General features: G+C 70.4%; 9 protein-coding genes. 2 read left to right on the top strand and 7 right to left on the bottom strand.

The window, feature by feature from the left end; genetic code table 11:
* Genes Q664_RS52750 through Q664_RS28265 form a run of 4 tightly spaced genes read right to left on the bottom strand, consistent with a single transcriptional unit; the run spans position 1 to position 12,300 of the window.
* Positions 1-690, bottom strand: a complete 690-nt coding sequence (locus tag Q664_RS52750) for a 4'-phosphopantetheinyl transferase family protein (protein WP_052518762.1) — start codon at positions 688-690, stop codon at positions 1-3.
* The gene (locus Q664_RS28255) at positions 677-6,058 is read right to left on the bottom strand and encodes an SDR family NAD(P)-dependent oxidoreductase (protein WP_052518763.1); all 5,382 of its coding nucleotides are present in this window, start codon (positions 6,056-6,058) and stop codon (positions 677-679) included. The genes Q664_RS52750 and Q664_RS28255 overlap by 14 nt, the downstream gene beginning before the upstream one ends.
* Positions 6,055-7,005: a hotdog family protein gene (locus Q664_RS28260; RefSeq protein WP_043402598.1), complete on the bottom strand. Its 951-nt coding sequence runs from the start codon at positions 7,003-7,005 to the stop codon at positions 6,055-6,057. Before Q664_RS28260 ends, Q664_RS28255 begins: the two co-directional genes overlap by 4 nt.
* A gap of 3 nt (positions 7,006-7,008) precedes the next feature.
* Positions 7,009-12,300, bottom strand: coding sequence for a type I polyketide synthase (locus Q664_RS28265; RefSeq protein WP_052518764.1), 5,292 nt, complete (start codon positions 12,298-12,300; stop codon positions 7,009-7,011).
* Between the two features lie 419 nt (positions 12,301-12,719).
* Between Q664_RS28265 and gspG the strand changes: the two genes are divergently transcribed.
* Together gspG and Q664_RS28275 are read left to right on the top strand one after the other, a co-directional pair.
* Positions 12,720-13,151 carry a type II secretion system major pseudopilin GspG gene (gene gspG, locus Q664_RS28270; protein WP_043402682.1) on the top strand — a complete coding sequence of 144 codons (432 nt, stop codon included), beginning with the start codon at positions 12,720-12,722 and terminating at the stop codon, positions 13,149-13,151.
* A 101-nt stretch (positions 13,152-13,252) separates the two neighbouring features.
* Complete coding sequence (locus tag Q664_RS28275; RefSeq protein WP_052518765.1) at positions 13,253-13,657, top strand: DUF5335 domain-containing protein; 405 nt, start codon at positions 13,253-13,255, stop codon at positions 13,655-13,657.
* Between the two features lie 71 nt (positions 13,658-13,728).
* Here Q664_RS28275 and Q664_RS28280 read toward each other — a convergent pair whose 3' ends face one another.
* The 3 genes from Q664_RS28280 to Q664_RS28290 form a co-directional block, all read right to left on the bottom strand.
* Positions 13,729-15,120, bottom strand: a complete 1,392-nt coding sequence (locus tag Q664_RS28280; RefSeq protein ID WP_043402601.1) for an ABC transporter substrate-binding protein — start codon at positions 15,118-15,120, stop codon at positions 13,729-13,731.
* The gene (locus tag Q664_RS28285; protein WP_043402604.1) at positions 15,120-15,938 is read right to left on the bottom strand and encodes a hypothetical protein; all 819 of its coding nucleotides are present in this window, start codon (positions 15,936-15,938) and stop codon (positions 15,120-15,122) included. The genes Q664_RS28280 and Q664_RS28285 overlap by 1 nt, the downstream gene beginning before the upstream one ends.
* Positions 15,939-16,076: 138 nt before the next feature.
* The gene (locus Q664_RS28290) at positions 16,077-17,870 is read right to left on the bottom strand and encodes a phosphoenolpyruvate carboxykinase (GTP) (RefSeq protein ID WP_043402607.1); all 1,794 of its coding nucleotides are present in this window, start codon (positions 17,868-17,870) and stop codon (positions 16,077-16,079) included.
* Positions 17,871-18,067: the final 197 nt, after the last annotated feature.

Consider the following 18,067-nt stretch of genomic DNA (forward strand, 5'->3'; position numbering starts at 1 on the left):
CTAACCCGCCAGGGCCAGCACCCCCCCGGCCGGCCACGCCACCAGGAGCGCGGCCAGTGCCGGGGGCGGTTCCCCCAGTCCAGGTGGAAGCGCCCACGTCTCGAGCGTCACCCGCAGGGACAGTCCGTCCCTCCCGGCCTGGAGCAGCACCGGCCGCAGCGCCACCTTCTGCAGGGGCGCGCGCAGCCCCACGCCCCACACCTTGAGCACCGCTTCCTTCAGGGCCCACGCGGCGGTCACTGGATCCACGTGTCCCGCGCACACGGGGACGTAGCCCTGCAACTCGCCCGGCGCGAAGGCCTCCTCCAGGAAGGCCCCGCCGGCCTCCACCCGTTGCTCCAGGTCCACGCCCAGCGCTCCCCCGCGCGACACCGCCGCCACCGCCAGCTCCCCGCTGTGGGAAATGGAGAGCGCGAGCCCCCGCCCGGGTGTGAAGAGGGGCCTCCCGGAGTCCGGCCCGTCCTCGCGTGCCGTCACCTCCGCGCGCGCCTCCGGCTCCAGCAGCGCGAGGGCCCGGTGCGCGGCGAGCCGGCCCGCCACGTACTCCCGCCGCCGCTTGTCCGTCCTGCACCGGGCGAGCCCCTCGCGCTCCAGGGGCGAGAGCGTGGAGCCGTCCTCCCGCCCCACCTCGCCCCAGCCGAGCACGACGTCCCGGCCGCCGGGCAGCCGCAGCCGCTCAGCCCTCCGCACTCCGGCGCTCTCCCCGGCGCAGCCGGCGGAACCACAGCCCCGTGCCTCCCAGCAGCAGGGCGCCGTCCTCGCCTCGCACCTCGAAGTCGTAGAGGACGTCATCGCCCTCCACCTTCACCATCCTCGCCTTCACGTGCCCGGACTCGCCCAGGCGCCGCTGCCGCCCGCGCACCAGTTGCTCCACGCCCATGGGCACGGAGACGAGGTTGTTGTGGTGGCCGTCCCAGTTGGCCGCCACCTGGAAGGCGGCGTCGAGCAGCAGCGGATCCAACTGGAAGCGCGGCCGCGCCACGTGGGTGAAGATCTCCCGCTGCCGCGGGGCGCGGATGATGCCCTCCACCTCGATCTCACCGACGTACACCCACTCGGCGCGGCAGAAGAGCGGGCCGAGGTACAGCGGCTCCTTGGCCAGGTGGAAGATGGAGCGCGCGCGCGAGCCCGGCAGCGCCTCCGGCAGCTTGCCGTTGCCCGGCTCGTGGCGAGGCGGCGGCCCGAGCACGTAGATGCCCTGCTGGTGGATGCGGCGCTGCGTCTGATCCGAGCGGCCACCGAGCGCCAGGTCGCTGGCGGACTCGACGTAGAGCGTCACCTCGTCGCCCTGCTGCTTGAGCACCCGGGCGGTGAGGGTGATGTGGACGGGCTTGCCCTTGGAGCCGTGCGGGGCCTTGAAGAACTTGAGCGGCGTCTCGATGCGCAGGTTCTCCGCGCGCAGCACCGCCAGGTCCGGCCGGAAGAGGGCGGCGGCCTCGCCGAGCATCTCGAAGCCGAACGTGCCCGGCATGATGGGCACCGAGTCCAGCTGGTGCTGGAGGACGAAGGGGTCCGTGTTCAGGTCGAACGTCCGCGTGGCCACCAGCGTCTCCGCCCCGTGCTGCTCCACGCAGTCGATCATCGGGTAGTCGGAGGGGACGAGCAGGAAGCCGCGGTCGTCGTAGACGGTGCGGGCGTCCGGGCCGTCGGCGGAGGCGCCGAGGAAGGGCCACTCGCGGAAGAGCCGCTCCTCGAAGATGGCCACCTCGCGCTCGGTGCGGCCGAGCAGCAGCTCGTTGATGAACCAGTACGAGCCCTCGGCCGGGGTGATGTACGAGACGCCGGTGCTCCGCACCACGTCCATGTTGCGGGCCGCGGCGCCCACGCTCTCCCACGCCGTCCAGTCGATGGTGACGCAGCGCATGTGCGGGCGCGCCCGGTGCGCGTACGCCATGGCGCACTTGCTCATCAAGTCGTTGGCGGCGCTGTAGTCCGTCTGGCCCTTGTTGCCGAAGCGGCCCGCGCCGGAGCCGAAGCACATCATCAGCTTCAGGTCATCGCGCCGCGTGGCCTCCAGCAGGTTGATGAGGCCGAGCACCTTCACTTCCATGGTGGCGGCGACGATGCCGGGCGTCTTGTCCGGCAGGCTCTTGGAGGCCTCGACCATGGCGCCGTGGACGATGCCGTCGATGTGGCCATGGTACTCGCGCACCCGGTCCACCATGGCGCGCACGTCCGCGGCGTTGCGGAAGTCACACGTCTCGTACTCGATGGACAGGCCCTGGGCGTAGACCTCCTGGAGGTTGCGCCACAGCTCGCGTGCCCGCTCGTAGGGCTCGAAGGCCTCCTTGAACTTCACCGGCGTGAGGGTGGGGTCCGCCTTCTTGCGGCGGATCATCTCCTCCTTCTCGAAGGTCTTGAAGTCGGTGTCGTCCAGCGCCAGGTAGGGCTCGTCGCCCGTGGGGGCCGGGGTGCGCCCGGTGACGATGACCTTGGGGCCCAGTCGCGCCACCGCCTTGGCCACCTCGAAGACGGCCCCGCGTCCGCCACCGGAGAAGAGCAGCACCCAGCTCGGATCCACCCGGCGCAGCACCTGGCTGCCCTCCTTGGGGAAGTCCGCCCGGCGCAGGCCCACCACGAAGCGGCGGCTGGCCATGTAGCCGATCTCCGTCCGGTCGCTGCCCTCCTCCAGCTCGCGGGCCACCGTCTCGGCCACCACCCAGTGCGAGGCGCGCGGCTCGAAGTCGATCGTCTTGATGACGGCGCCGGGCAGCTCCTGCTTCATCCCCTTGAGGAAGCCGGACATGGAGCCGCCCATCACGTTGCCGCCATCCCCCACGAAGCCGAAGTCACCGCCCATGGAGGTGACGGCCACGTAGCAGGCGGTGCGTCCCTTCGCGTCCCGCAGGCGCTCGTACATGGCGCGGCCGGTGCCGTGCCAGCGCGCGGTGGTCTCCGCCATCCGCCGCCCGAAGCGCGCGCTGCCCAGGGTGAGGAAGTACTCGACCGGACCGAAGGCGCCCAGGTCGATGACACCATCGGCTCCACCCAGCTCCTCGCTGGCGCGGCGCACCCGGCGCTCCACTTCCATGGCATCCGTGATGCCCGCCACCGACACCGTGGCCACGCGCACGCCCTTGCCCAGCAGCAGACGGGTGAAGGCGGCCACCAGGCCCGGCTCGTCACCCACCAGCAGCAGCTTCTTGCCCTGCAACTGGTAGCGCTTCTCCGAGGAGAGCGACAGCGGCACCAGGTCCACGCGCCAGCGCTGCGCGGACAGGCCTCGGCTGGGGAGGGGGTAGCTGGCGGTGGCGCTCAGCGGATCCGCCGTCCACGGCTTGCGGTGGGCGTTGTCGTGCTCCTCGAGGATGACGTGGTAGTTGGACCCGCCCAGGCCGAAGGCACTCACGCCCGCGTAGCGCCGGCCCTCGCGGGGCACGGGCCACGGGCGTCCCTCCAGCGACAGGGAGATGGGCAACCGGTCGAAGGGGATGTCCGCCTTGGGGAATTCGCCGCCGTTCATGGGCGGCAGGAAGTGCTCGCTCACCGCGAAGGCCGTCTTGATGAGGCCCAGCAGGCCGGAGGCCGACGAGGTGTGGCCAATCTGCGACTTGAGGGTGCCCATGGGCACCGGGTTGTCGCGGCCGCGCGACTGGTAGGCCTCGCCGTAGGCATCCGCCTCCGTCTTGTCGCCCACCTTCGTGCCCGGGCCGTGCGCCTCGAGCAGGCCGATCTGATCCGCCCGCACGTGCGATTCCTGCAGCGCGCGCTCCACCGCCCGTGCCTGTCCCTTGGGGTTGGGCGTGAGCAGGGTGGTGCCGCGCCCGTCACTGGAGAAGCCGATGCCGGAGATGACGGCGAGGATCTTGTCCTTCGACGCCTCCGCGTCCTCCAGCCGTTTGATCACCACCGCGCCGGCACCCTCGGCCGGGACGAAGCCGTCCGCGCGATCGTCGAAGGGGAAGGTGCCGCGCGGGGACAGGAAGCCGAGCACGGCCAGGGAGGCGGAGTACTCCGGCACCAGGTTGAAGGCCACGCCGCCGGCCACCACGATGTCGGCCTCGCGGTTGGCCAGCGACATCATCGCGGTGTGCACCGCGGCCAGGGAGCTGGCACAGGCCGCGTCCACCATCAGCACGCCGCCGGTGAAGTCGTGGATGGCGGCCAGCCGCGCCGCCACGGGCAGGCTGGAGTAGTACTGGGACGTGTTCTCATCCAGCGGGGGCAGCTTGCCCACCACGCGCTGGCGGACCGCGTCGAGCAGCGGGGTCACCTGCTCGGCGGACATGCCCTGGGCCCGCAGGGCCTCGGACGCCATGGTCAGGTAGCGCTCCAGGACGAAGCGCAGCTCGGTCTCGAACTCCTTGGCACGCACCGGCAGCTGGCCCACCACCACCTGCACGCGCCGCCCGTTCCACCCACCGGGCTCGTAGCCCGCCTGTCCGAGCGCCTCCTCCGCCGCCTTGACGAAGAGGGGCACGGCCGGGTCGAGCGCCGCGGCCTGGTTGGGCGGCAGCCGGAGCCAGCGCGCATCCGGCGAGGGCAGCTCCACCGTACCGGCCAGCCGGGGCACCATCTCCTTGGGCCCCATGAGCGCGCCCAGCAGGTGCTGCGCGTCGAAGCGCGAGGTGGGGAGATCTCCAATGGCGTCCGCCTTGGAGACGATGTTGGTCCACAGGGCCTGCGAGTCGGAGGCGCCCGGGGTGATGGCGCCCATGCCGACGATGGCGAACTTCTGGTTGGGCGGACGCACCGGGCGGATGTCCGCCCACGTCTCATGAGACGGCGCGGGCCCGAGCAGCGCGTGGTAGGCGATGTTGCTCCACCCCAGCGAGCTGACGCCCACGTAGCTGCGCGGCGTCAGCTTCATGGGGCGGGTGAGGCACTCCAGCGAGCCCTCCGTCCCATGCCGCGGCGAGGTGAGGCCGGCCACGGGCGCGCGCACGCCTGCATGGAGCGACAGCGCCGCGCGCATCACCGAGACGAGCCCGCTGGCCGCCTGCTGGAAGCCCACCTGCGGGGCCGCGGTGGAGAAGGTGAGGGGCTCGCCGCGCATGGCGTTGAGCGCGGCCTTGAGGCCGATGAGCTCCTGGTCCTCCAGGCCCGGGACGCCGCACGCCTGCACCTCCACGTGCCGCACCAGCTCCGCCTCGATTCCGGCCATGTCCAGACAGTTGCGCGCGGCCTTGTCCACCATGCGCGACAACCGCGAGAGGCCCTGCTTGAGGTTCACCTCGGCGCTCACGCCGTGCAGGACGGCGTAGATGCGCTGCTTGTCCGCCAGCGCGTCGTCCAGCCGGCACAGCACCAGGGCCACGGCGCCTTCACCGGGCAGCGTGCCCGAGGAGCGCCCATCCAGCGCGAGCAGCTCCTGCTCGGCCAGCCAGCCGCGGGCGGAGAGCATGCCGAAGGAGGAGGGGCTGAGCAGCGGGGACACCGCGCCCACCACCGCCACGTCACTGTGGCCGAGCTGCAGCGAGAGCGAGGCGAACTTCAGCGCCGCGAGCGAGGAGGCCGTCCCCGCGTCCACCGCGAGGTGCCCACCGCGCGTGTCCAGCAGGCCGGAGAGCCGGCCGGCCACGATGGTGGCCGTGGTGGGCACGGACTCGGGGGTGATGGGGGGGGCGTGCTGCGCGATGTAGCCATCCACCGCCTCCAGCATGCGGGCATGGTCGCTCCGGCCCTGGAGGATGGCGGACAGGTGCTCGCGGAACTCCGGAGAGCGGATGCGGACCGTCTGGTCCACCTTCACGTCCACGCCCAGGCCGGTGGCGCCCAGGTAGATGGCGCAGCGGCCACCGGGGCTCTTGTCGGGGCCATAGCCCGCGTCCTGCGCCGCCTGCAGCAGCGTCAGGTGGAGCAGCCGCTCCATGCGGTGCATCTTCTCCACCTGGTTGGGCGGCAGGCGGAACTGCTTCCAGTCCTTGCCCTCCTCCGGGGCGAAGCCGCCCACCAGCGGATGGCGCAGGCCGAGCCCCGCGCCCCACTCCGCCGGGGCCCGTGTCAGGGCACGCATCCCCTCCAGGGACTGGTTCATGAAACGCGACGGGGAGTCGGCGCCGGGCAGGCGGCACCCGAGCCCGATGATGGCCAGGGGGATGTGCGTGGAGGAGGTCATCGCGGTGAGAGGCTCTTGACGAACGACTGCCAGGCGAGACGGGGAAGGGTGGGGGCGACGTCCTCGGTGGGCAGCGAGGCCATGCCGATGCCGCGCAACTCCAGCACGGGGATGCCGTCCTGGCCCAGGAGGTGGGCGTCGAAAGAAGCGAGCCCGCTGCTGGCGCCGCTCAGACGGGCGTCGCACATGAGGCGCTCGTCGCGCCGGGGCATGCGGAACCAGGTGGCCTCGGAGATGGCCATCTCGCGCGAGCCCTCGCCGGAGAAGGCGTACCAGAGCCACTTCACCATGTGCAGCGCGCCCTCCATGGCGGCGGGCGCCACCTGGATGCGGCTGGCGGGCAGCACCTTGGACAACACGCGCGGGTGGACGAGCCCACCCTGGATGCGGCCCAGCTCGCACAGCCGGGCCCAGGCGATGACCTGGAGCGACTCGGGCACATCTCCCTGTCCGCCCGCGGAAGTGTAGAGCTGCCGGCCGTTCTGGAGGTTCTCCGACTTGGGGGCCAGCATCTGCTGCTGCTGGGGCCAGGGCGCGGGCCCGTACGCGTGGGCGAACTGGAGCACGGCGCGGCAGACGGGGATGGGCTCCTCGGAGGCCTCCTCGTGCGCCGCGTTGGCGCTGGTGTTCACCACCTCCATGGACAGGAAGACCGAGACCTCACCGTCCCCCTCGCGGCGGGCACGCCCCACCAGCCGCGCGGCGGACGAGGGCTGGGAGGCGCGCAGGAACCAGCGCACGTCCCTCATCCCCACCAGCACGCGGTCCGGGTACACGAGCGCGCCCACCTCGGCCAGGAACTCCAGCTCCATCGAGGCGGGCAGCGCCCGCATCTCCTCGTCGAGCTCCCGCGGCAGGTGCACGTCGCGCTTGGCGACCGCGCTCTCGCCGCGGAACACCTCGGAGACATCCTCCAGCAGGGGGTATTGGGAGGTATCGGGTTGCACGGTCTAGCGGCCCTTCACGATCTTCTGGGCGAGCTCGCTCAGCGAGTGGATCGACTCCGTCTCCGGCGCGGCGAGGCCCAGGTGCGAGGACATGGACTCGGCCAGCTTGCGCAGCTCCCCGTCCTTCACTCCGGCCTGCCGGAGATCCAGGGTGAGGAGCGCGTCGCGGACGGAGCGCGGACCGCCGTTTCCGGAGCGCTTCGCGGGCGGCTCGGAAATGGGAGCGGGGGCGGGGGCCCGCGCGGGGGCGGCGGCGGCCCGTGCGGGCGCGGCGGGGGCGCCCGTGCTCTGAATGCGCTCGACGATGTGCTCGATGACCTTGCGCAGGGTGTTGAAGTCACGCAGGGCGCGGCTGGGATCTCTCGTGACGCCGAAGGCCTCGCGGGTGCGCGCGAAGATGTCCACCTGCTTGACGGTGTCGATGCCGAGGTCCGCCTCGAGGTCGAGGTCGAGCTCCAGCATGTCCTCGGGATAGCCCGTCTTCTCCACCACGTTGCGCATCAGCGCTTCGCGCACCTGCTCGAAGAGATCCAACGAGGCGGCGATGGTGGAGGTGGGCATCGCCGGGGAAGCGGCCGGAGCCGGAGCGGGGGCCGGAGCCGCCGGAGCGGGCCGGGCCGCCACGGGGGCGGGAGCCGGAGCGGGCGCGGCGGCCTGGGCGGAGCCACCGCCGGTGGTGAGGATGCGCTCGACGATGTGCTCGACGACCTTGTTCAGCGTGTTGAAGTCACGCAGGGCGCGGTTGGGATCTCTCGTGACGCCGAAGTGCTCGCGGGTGCGCGCGAAGATGTCCACCTGCTTGACGGTGTCGATGCCGAGATCCGCCTCGAGATCGAGGTTCATCTCCAGCATGTCCTCCGGGTAGCCCGTCTTGGCCACCACGGTGTCCAGCAGCACGCGGCGGACCTCCTCCTCCAGCGCGATGGACTTCTGCACCGTGGTCACCTGCGGGGCGGCCGGAGCGGGCTCGGCGGGAGGCGCCTTCGTGGGGGCGGGGGTGCTGGCCACCGCGGCCTGGCCCGTGCGCAGCTGCTCCACGAGCGAGATGATGGCCTCGAACGTGCGCAGGTTCTCCGGCTGGGCCACCGAGGCGTCCACGCCGAACTCGCGGCCCAGGGCGATGGCCACCTTCAAGGCGGAGGCGGGCTCGAGCACTCCCTCGAGGGGCAGTTGCAGCAGCGCCTGTTCCACCTCGGCCGTGGCGGCCGTGGCGTCCTCCGAGAGCTGGCCGACGCCATTCACGAATGAATATCCCACCACGCGCTTGAACTGTTCCATGTCACCTACCTTGGGATGAATCGATGCGATGGCGCCATGCTGCTTGCCCTTGAGGATCTCCCGGGTGAACTGGGTGAGAGACCACTTGGGGCCTGCCTCGATGAAGATGCGGGCGCCTTGGTTGTGGGCCTCGCCGATGGCCTGGCGCAGGCGCACGGGCTCGACGAACTGGCTGATGAGGAACGATGGGTACTCACGCAGCGGCCGGCCGCCATACTCCGCCGCGTCGATGGTCGAGATGAGGCGCACCGCCGGAGCGTGGAAGGTCAGCCCCTCCAGCACCTTCAGGTAGGCGGGGCGCGCCGCGCCGATGAGCTCCGAGTGGTAGCCGTGGGAGACGGCGAGCACGGTGCACTCGATGCCCCGGGCGGTGCAGCGCTCCACCAGGCCGGGCAGGGCGTTGCGGTCCGCGGACACGATGCAGGCGCGCGGCCCGTTGTCCGCCGCGAGGGTGGCGTAGCCGGGCAGGCCCTCGATGAGGGCGGGGACCTCCTCGGAGGGGCACGCGAGCGCGGCCATCTGCCCGGGGTCCTCGGTGGGCATCTCCAGCACGGCCACGGTGCGCGAGTGGATGGCGTGCAGTCCCTCCTCGAGGGAGAGGCTGCCCGCGGCGACCAGGGCGGCCAGCTCGCCCGCGCTCTGGCCGATGACCATGTCCGCGTGGATGCGGTGGGCCGCCAGCAGCCGGTAGAGGGCCACGTTGACCAGGAAGACGGCCGCGTGGATGTCCTCGTCGTTCTGCCGGTAGTTCTTCGCGTCCTCCGTGTAGAAGCTGCTCGTCAGCGTGCGGCCGGTGAGGCGCAGGTAGACGCGGTCCGCTTCCTCCAGCGTCCGGGCCACCACGGGGTAGGCGCGGGCGAGCGGGCGCAGCATGTTGGCGTACTGGCCGCCCTGGCCGGGGAAGGTGACGGCCACCTTGGCGCCGCGCAGGGGCGCGTCCGGGCCCGCCGCGAAGATGCCGGACTGGCCCAGCGGCTCCGTGTCTCCGCCCGCCTCCAACGTCTTGCGCAGGAAGTCGCGCTTCTTGCGCAGCTCGTCGCGGGTGCGCGCGGTGATGGCCACGCGCCAGGGGCCCTCGGACGTCTGGCGCGTGTCCTCCAGCGGGCCCTGCTGCTCGCACAGGGCGTTGAGCTGCTCCAGGCACGCGCGCGCGTCCGCGCCCGCCACGGCGACGAGCTTCGGGTCTCCCTCCGCCGGCTCGCTCTCCTTCTTGTCCGGACGCGAGGGCGGCCCCTTGTACTCCTCGAGGATGGCGTGGAAGTTGGAGCCGCCGACGCCGAAGGAGCTGACACCGGCGCGGCGCGGGGCTCCACCCGCGGGGGCGGGCCACTCGCGGTTGTCCGTCACCACCTCGATGCCCTGGGGAATCTTCGGGTTGCGCGGCTCGCTCTTGAGGGAGCGCGGGATGATGCGCTCCTGCATGGCGCGGGTGACCTTGATCATCCCGGCCGCGCCGGCCGCGGCGTTGAGGTGGCCGATGTTGGACTTCACCGAGCCGATGAGGATGGGGCGGGTGCGGCCCTCGCTGTAGGCGTTGTGGGTGGACTTGGTCTCCACCACGTCACCCAGCGCGGTGCCGGTGCCGTGGCACTCCACGTAGTCCACGCTGGCGGGAGGCACGTTGGCGGCGGCCAGGGCGCGGCGCATGGCGAGCGTCTCGCCCATCTCGCTGGGGGGCAGCACGGAGCGGCCCTTGCCGTCGCTGGAGCCGGCGATGGAGCGGATGACGGCGTGGATGCGGTCCTTGTCGCGCTCGGCGTCCGACAGCCGCTTGACCACGAGGATGCCGGCGCCCTCGCCGGGGACGAAGCCGTCCGCCTGGGCGTTGAAGGGCTGGCTGCCCTTGGCGGACAGGGCGTTGAAGCGGCAGCCGGCGATGAAGAACTCGGGGGACATGTCGGCCCAGACGCCACCGGTGAGTACCACGTCCGCCTCACGGTGTTGCAGCATCTTCCAGGCGCCGTGGAGCGCGGCCAGCGAGCTGGCACAGGCCGAGTCCATCACCATGTGCGGCCCGTGGAAGTCGTAGAGCGCGGAGATGCGGCCGGCGTTGAGGCTGCCCAGGTAGCCGGTGAGGCTGTCCTCGCTGATGGGCGGCAGGCCCGCCTTGTAGCGCTCCTCGGCGTTGCGCAGGATGAGGCCGCGCAGCTCCTCGGGCAGGCCGGACTTCTCCATCGTCTCGCGCAGCTCCCGGGCGAACTCGGCCCAGCGCACGCGCGTGTCCGCGAGGAACTTGATGCCCTGGTACGGCAGGAAGCCCAGCGCCAGCGCCACCCGGTCCCGGTTCCACTTGTCCGGCGAGTACCCCGCGTCCTGGAGGGCCTGCTCGGCGCTCAGCAGCGTCACCACGTGCGAGGGATCCAACGAGGCCCAGGCCGCGGGGGGAATCCGCATCTCCATCGTCGGCGTGGGGAGCTCATCCAACCAGCAGCCCAGCTTCGTGTACGTCCGGTCCTTGCGGTCCGGGTGGTGGTAGCGCTCCACCTTCCAGCGATCCCTGGGCACCTCGCGCGTGGCGTCCTGGCCCTCGAGCAGCCGCTTCCACAACGCCTGGATGGTGTTGGCGCCGGGGAACATGCCACCCATGCCGACGATGGCCAGCGGCTCGCTCTGGCGCTGGCGGGGGGTGGTCTTGCGCTCGGTGCCGGGCTGCCAGGCCTCCAGCACCGCGTGGAAGTTGTTGCCGCCGAAGCTGAAGGAGCTGACGGCCGCGCGCGGCAGGGTGCCAGCGCGGAACTGCTGCGCCTTGCGGGGGATGAAGAAGGGCGTGCGCTCCAGCTCCAGCTTCGGGTTGACGCGCTCCACGCCCGGCTGGGGCGGAATCTGCCCGTGGTGCAGCGCGAGCACGGCCTTGAGGAGTCCGGCGCCGCCCGCGCCCGCGCGCAGGTGGCCGATGTTGGCCTTCACCGAGCCGAGCGCGATGGAGCCCGGCGCGCCCGAGTACACGCTGGCCAGCGCCTGCACCTCACTGACGTCGCCCACCGGCGTGCCCGTGGCATGGCACTCCACGTACTGGATGGAGTCCGGCGACAGCCCCGCGTCCTCGATCGCACGGCGCATGGCGAGCGCCTGGCCCTCGCGCCGGGGCGCCACCAGCGACTTGCCCCGCCCGTCCGACGAGCCGCCCACGCCGCGCAGCACCGCGTAGATGGTCTCCCCATCCCGCTCCGCGTCCTCCAGCCGCTTGAGGGCGAACAGCGTCACGCCCTCGCCCAGCAGCGTGCCGTCACACTCGTCCGAGAAGGGCCTCACGTGGCCCTTGTGGGACAGCCCGCCCAGCTTGGAGAAGGCGATGAACTCCAGCGGCGTCAGCATCTCGCTCACGCCGCCGGCCACCGCCAGGTCGAACTCGCCGTCGCGCAGCCCGCGCACCGCCAGGTCCAGCGCCGCCAGCGAGGACGAGTACCCCGCGTCCACCGAGTAGTGCAGGCCCTTGAGATCGAACTGCATGTTGATGCGGCCCACGGCCACGCTGGCCGAGGAGCCCACCACGTTGTCGTCGCTGCACTCCTTGAGGCGCGAGCGCACCCGCTGGGCGGTGACCTCGAGCAGCTCCTGCTGCCGGGTGGCGGGCAGCGCGTGGAACTCGTCCGTGGAGCGCACCGCGTCCAGCATGTCCTCCAGCCGGACGTGCATGCCGCTGTCGCGCTGCCATCCCAGGCTGGTGGCCCCGAGGATGATGCCGGTGGTGTCCCGGGGCAGCACGCGCACCTCGGAGAGCGCCTGGGTACCCGCCTCGAGGACCATCCACTGGAAGGGGTTGACCTGCTGGGCGTCCGCGGGGGTGACCTTGTACTTGCGCCAGTCGAAGACGAAGTCGTGGATGAAGCCGCCCAGCTCCGCATGGGCCCGGTCCGGCATGGTGCGGTCCGGGTGGAAGTAGAGCGAGTGGTCCCACGCGCGCGCGGGCACCTTCGAGAGGGACACCCTGCCCGTGGAAACGCTGGCCCAGAAGTCGGAGACGCGGAGGGCGTTCGGCAGGACGCAGCCCAATCCTACCACGGCGATGGCATCCATACAGGTTCTCTCTGTAGACCGGGCCGAACCCAGGAGGGGGGATTCCGCTTGGGTGACGACCTCGGGGGAAAACAATCCTACCACGCGGCTCGTAACGTGGAGGGGGATGTGAAGGCGCACATGCCCCGCCTGGGTGGCGGGCACGGCCCAGGGAGGTAGGCCGATTGGCCGCCTGGTGGGCGATCATCCGGGCTCTGTTGACCCGGAGAGCAGTCGCGCGCACTCACATTGACGGCCTGTCATGACGGCCTGTCAGGCCAGCCTCCCCGTTGGAGCGACACGCTGGCGCGATGGCCCTGCCTGGCTTCCCCTCGAACCGCTCGTGTCCTCTCCGTGTCCCTCGGGGAAAGGGCGTTGGGCGCGGGGGTTGCACAGGCTGCCCGGTGGCCGGACGGAAGGCCACACGCGAGGAGAACGACATGAGCCTGAAGAAGACGCGCAACCCGCAGCGCCGCCGCCAGCGCGGCATGACCCTCATCGAGATCATGGTGGTGATCACCATCCTCGGTCTCATCATGGCCGCGGTGGGCGTGGCCGTCATTCCGAAGCTCGACGAGGCCAGGCGGGACACCGCGCGCCTGGACATCGGTACCCTCCACAACGCTCTCAAGCTCTACTACGCCAAGAAGGGCAAGTACCCCGACACGAGCACCGGCCTGCGCGCGCTGGTGGAGACGCAGACGTTGGAGCAGATGCCAAAGGATCCGTGGGGCAACGAGTACGTGTACATGAACGAGCGCGGCAAGCCCGTCATCACCACCTATGGTGCGGACAACTCGCCGGGCGGAGAGGGCGCGGACGCGGACGTGTCCTCGAGCGACCTGCGGAAGGACCCCGTGGCGAGCCGGTAGCCGGTGGTGCGGCCGGACGGGGAATCGCCATGTCCCCGGCACGCGGCCAGGGGCGTTGCGCGCGTGTCTCCGGACCTACCTTCCTGGTGCGGAGGTGGGTCATGGGACGCACGATCGAGATTCCGAGAGAGACCTGGGCCGTCTACTTCGACAACCTGAGCAAGCGGGCGTTGAACGAACCCGTCCGGATCGAAGTGGAGAACCGGGACATCGGCGATCAGGAGATGACGCGCAAGCTTCCCCTGGTGGGAATCGACCTGGAGACGAAGGGCTCCGAGGCGGGAGCCATCGAGGTGTCGGTGGGTGACGAGCGCCGCGAGCTCATGCACCGCATCGACAACGCGGTGCGTGTGTACCTCAAGATCGACGACGACGGGAACATCGACTGCCTGGAGATCGAGGACCAGGACGACGGCAAGACGCTCCTCTTCTTCGAGGGGAGTGGGGTGCCGGCCCAGTTCCAGCAGGGAACCCAGGGCTTCGAGCAGTCCGCCCCGAGTCCATGAAGGGACTCGAGGGGCGGGGCCGCTGAGTGGCCGTTCCCCCGTCCACGTGTTCGTGGGCGGGGGGCTCCACGCTACGGCTCGAGGTTGTTCGCGATGGTCACGAAGCCCGTGTCGCTCACCTGCCACAGCTCCACGGGGGCGCGCGCCTCGCCGTTGACATCGAAGTTCAGCGGGCCGCTGGCGCCCTCGATGTTGACGCTCTGTCCCGAGGCCAGCTGCGCCGCGAGGCCGGTGAAGTTGGAGTTGGTGAGCTGGGTGCTGGTGCTGCTCGCGCCGCTGGAGACGCGATTGAGCGCCTCGGCGATCTTCACTCCCGTCACCGCGTTGGTGGTGCTCAGGGAGTAGGACGCGCCCAGGGCCAGCAGGTACATGGCGTCATACGCGTTGGAGGTATAGGCGTAGGCGGCCGGGTTCTTCTGGTATTTGGTGACGAAGCGATCGCTGAAGGTGCTGAAGGCCTGGCCCGTGCCCTGGGCCGGGGCCGTGCCGTAGAAGCCCCGGGCCTGGTTGGCCGCCAGTGCATCCGCCAACACGGCACTGTCCTTCACGCTGTCGGAGAAGAACCAGCGGTGGCCGTTCTCCCGCTTGAGGTTGTTCCGGGTGGCGGCCTCCTTGAGGATGGTCTTCGCGTCATCCGCGAAGCCGATCAGCACGGTGACGTCCGGGTCGTACGTCATGTCGAGCGAATCCAGCACCGCCTTCACATCGCCGCCGCGCTGGTAGAGGAAGGTCCGGTTGGCCACCCGCGTCGCGCCGGTGCTGAGCTGCTCGGAGATGATGTTGGAGAGGCCCTGTCCGTACGGATCGTCCACATAGAGGATGCCCACCTTGGCCGGAGCGCCGAAGCGGCTGTCCGAGCGGAGCAGGTTCGCGATGACGCTGCCCTGGATGGCATCCGAGGGAGAGGTGCGCCACAGCAGTCCCACCGGTCCGCCGTTGGTGTCCGGCTTCGCGGTGAGCTCCGGCGAGGAGGCGCTGTAGCTCATGGTGAGCACGCCCGCGGGGAGCGCCACATCCGCCACCGCGAGCGTCTGGCTGCTGCCGGCCGTCAGCAGCGCCGCCACCTTCTTGTCATTCACCAGCCACCGGGCCTGCTTCTCCGCGACGTCCTTGCTGCTTCCGGTGTCGCAGACGTACAGGGCGATCCGGGTCCGCTGGTTGACCTCCTCCAGCGCGAGCAGCGCGGCGTTGAGGCCCTGGACGTCGGACTCGTCCTCGCTGGCGCCCGGCTCCGGGCTGATGTGGAGGGGGAAGAGGCCACCCATCCGGATGGCGTCGGCTTCGGTGGAGCCGTAGGGCTCGGCCCGGCAGCCGGCGGGCAGCGGCAGGCAGACCTGCTGCGTGCACACCTGATCGCTCGCGCAGTCCGCGCTCGTCTCGCACTCGTCGAGTCCGCCCGCCGCGGTGAGGCTGCACCCGGTGGCCAGCACCGAAATCACTCCCGTCAGGAACAGCGCGCGCATCAGAAACTCACCTCCACACCGGCTCCGGTGCCCCGGGGCGCCGACGTCAGCCGGACCTTGCCGGGTTTCTTCACGGGCTCCTTGGGGTAGAGCAGGACGGCGGCCACCGCGCCCACCAGTCCCACCCCGAAGCCGATGTCCGCGATCAGCGCGCTGCTCCGGGTGGCGTTCTTCGCCGCCAGCTTCTGGTCCAGCTCCGTGGCGGAGTTGAACGTGGTCCGCGAGCCGTTGGCCTGCACCCCGAAGAAGGCCCCCACGCCCACGCCCGCCAGCGCCACGCCGCCCAGGGCGATGGACGTCACCTGCATGCGCTTGCGCGAGGCCTGTGCATCCTCGTACGCCACCTTCAGCCGCTGCTGGTTGGCCTCATCGGTGCGCCGGGCCTCCGCCCGCTCCGCCTCCGCCCGCTTCTGGGCCTCCTCGGCCTCCGCGCGCATCCGCTTGCGCTCGGCCTCCGCCGCCGCCGCGGCCTTCTCCTCCTTCTCCTTCTGGAGCCGGAGCCGGTCGAGGGACAGCCGCGAGCGCTTGCGCAGCTGCGCGTCCTCTCCGTCCGTCAAGTACTTCTCGTAGTAGGAGATGGCCTCCGTCTCCTTGCCGGCCTGATCGTACGCGCGGGCGATGTTGTAGATGATGCGCGTGTCGTTCAGGGACTCGTTCGCCTTCTCCAGCAGCGCCGCGGCTTCCAGGTACTTCTTCTGGTCGTAGAGCCGCTCCGCCTGCTTGATGAGCTCCCGGGGATTGCGCGAGCCGCCCCGCTGGGCATGGGAGGGGGCGGGTGCGAGCACGAGGGCCGCCAATAAAACCAAGACCAATCGCATGGTTGCGGAGCCTACTCCTGAACTCCCCGCCAGGCGAAGGGGGCCCGGAAAAACCGTGGGGCCGGAAAAACGGCGGGGCCGCCCCACCTGATGGCGGGACGGCCCCGGAGGACAACGGGCCCTACCCGGGCCGGGGGCTCAGCTTCCCAGGCGGGAGATGAGCAGCTTGCGCTGGAGCGTGAGGGCCTCGGGGGCCTTGAGGCCCAGGGACTCGAAGAAGGGCTCCTGGCTCTTGAGCTCGGCCTTCCACTCGTCCTCCTTGATGGAGGTGACCTCGGAGACGGACTCCTGGGAGATGTCCAGGCCCTTGAGGTTGAGGCCCTGGTCGGCGCGCGGCACCCAGCCCAGCAGCGTCTCCTCGGTGGGGACGCGGCCGTGGACGCGGTTCACGATCCACTCGAGCACGCGCATGTTCTCGCCGAAGCCCGGCCAGATGAACTTGCCGTTCTTGTCCTGGCGGAACCAGTTGACCTGGAAGATCTTCGGCGGGTGGGTGATCTTCTTCTGCATGTCCAGCCAGTGCTGGAGGTAGTCACCCATGTGGTAGCCGCAGAAGGGCAGCATGGCCATGGGATCCCTGCGCACCACGCCCACCTTGCCGGTGGCGGCGGCGGTGGTCTCGCTGCCCATGGTGGCGCCGAGGAACACGCCGTGGGTCCAGTTGAAGGCCTGGAGCACCAGCGGGACGGTGTTGGAGCGGCGGCCGCCGAAGATGATGGCGGAGATGGGCACGCCCATGGGGTCGTTCGCCTTGGGGCTGAGCACCGGGTTGTTGGAGGCGGGCGCGGTGAAGCGGCTGTTGGGGTGCGCGGCCTTCTCCGTGCTGCCCTTCTTCCAGGGGCGGCCCTGCCAGTCGGTGAGCTCCTCGGGGACCTCGCCGTCCATGCCCTCCCACCACACGTCGCCGTCCGGCGTCATGGCCACGTTGGTGAAGAGGGTGTCCTTGGCCACGCTGGCCATGGCGTTGGGGTTGCTCTTGTAGTTGGTGCCGGGGGCCACGCCGAAGTAGCCGGCCTCGGGGTTGATGGCCCACAGGCGCCCGTCCGGACCCACGCGCATCCAGGCGATGTCATCGCCCACGGTCTCGATCTTCCAGCCCTCGTACTCCTTGGGCGGGATCATCATGGCGAAGTTCGTCTTGCCGCACGCGGACGGGAAGGCGGCCGCCACGTAGGTGGTCTCCCCCTTGGGGCTGGTGACGCCCAGAATCAGCATGTGCTCGGCCAGCCAGCCCTCGTGCTCGCCGAGGTAGCTGCCGATGCGCAGCGCGAGGCATTTCTTGCCCAGCAGCACGTTGCCGCCATATCCGCTGCCGAAGCTCCAGATGGTGTTGTCCTGGGGGAAGTGGCAGATGTAGCGGCGGTCCGGGTTGAGATCTCCCGTGCTGTGCAGGCCGCGGTTGAAGTCGTTGGAGTCGCCGAGCATGTCCAGGGCGGCCTTCCCCATGCGGGTCATGATCCGCATGTTGAGGGCGACGTAGACGCTGTCGGTGAGCTCCACGCCAATCTTGGCGTAGGGGCTGCCCAGCGGGCCCATGACGTAGGGCACCACGTACAGGGTGCGGCCCTTCATGGAGCCGGTGAACAGGTGGGCGAGCTTGGTGTAGGCCGCCTCGGGCTCCATCCAGTTGTTGGTGGGGCCCGCGTCCTCCTTGTTGGTGGTGCAGATGAACGTGAGGTGCTCCACGCGCGCCACGTCATTGGGGTTGGAGCGGTGCAGGTAGCAACCCGGCCGCTTCTGCTGGTTGAGGGGGATGAGGATGCCTTCCTTCACCGCCAGGTCGGTGAAGCGCGTCTTCTCCTCCTCCGAGCCGTCACACCAGACGATGCTGTCCGGCTGGGTCATCTGCGCCATCTTGGCTACCCAGGCCAGCAGCTCCGCGTTCTTCGTGGGAGCAGTGCCCTGGAGCGCCGCGTTTTGGGTCGAAGCCATTCGCTTGTCTCCTCAGTTGGTGGGCGAACCTTCCCGGGAGCCCCTTGTAAAAGCAACAACGCCCAGGGGTGAATCCCGTCCCAACGCTGCCACCTTCCTTCAATTTCACTTATTGAAGCCCCAGTATTCAGTAGCAGACGTTCGAGGCGGAGGGGCCCTTCGGCTAGCGGACGTTCGGGGCGGAGGGGTCTCACCCC

Origin of the sequence: Archangium violaceum Cb vi76 (genome assembly GCF_000733295.1) — a bacterium.
In the GTDB taxonomy this organism is placed as follows: Bacteria; Myxococcota; Myxococcia; order Myxococcales; family Myxococcaceae; genus Archangium; species Archangium violaceum.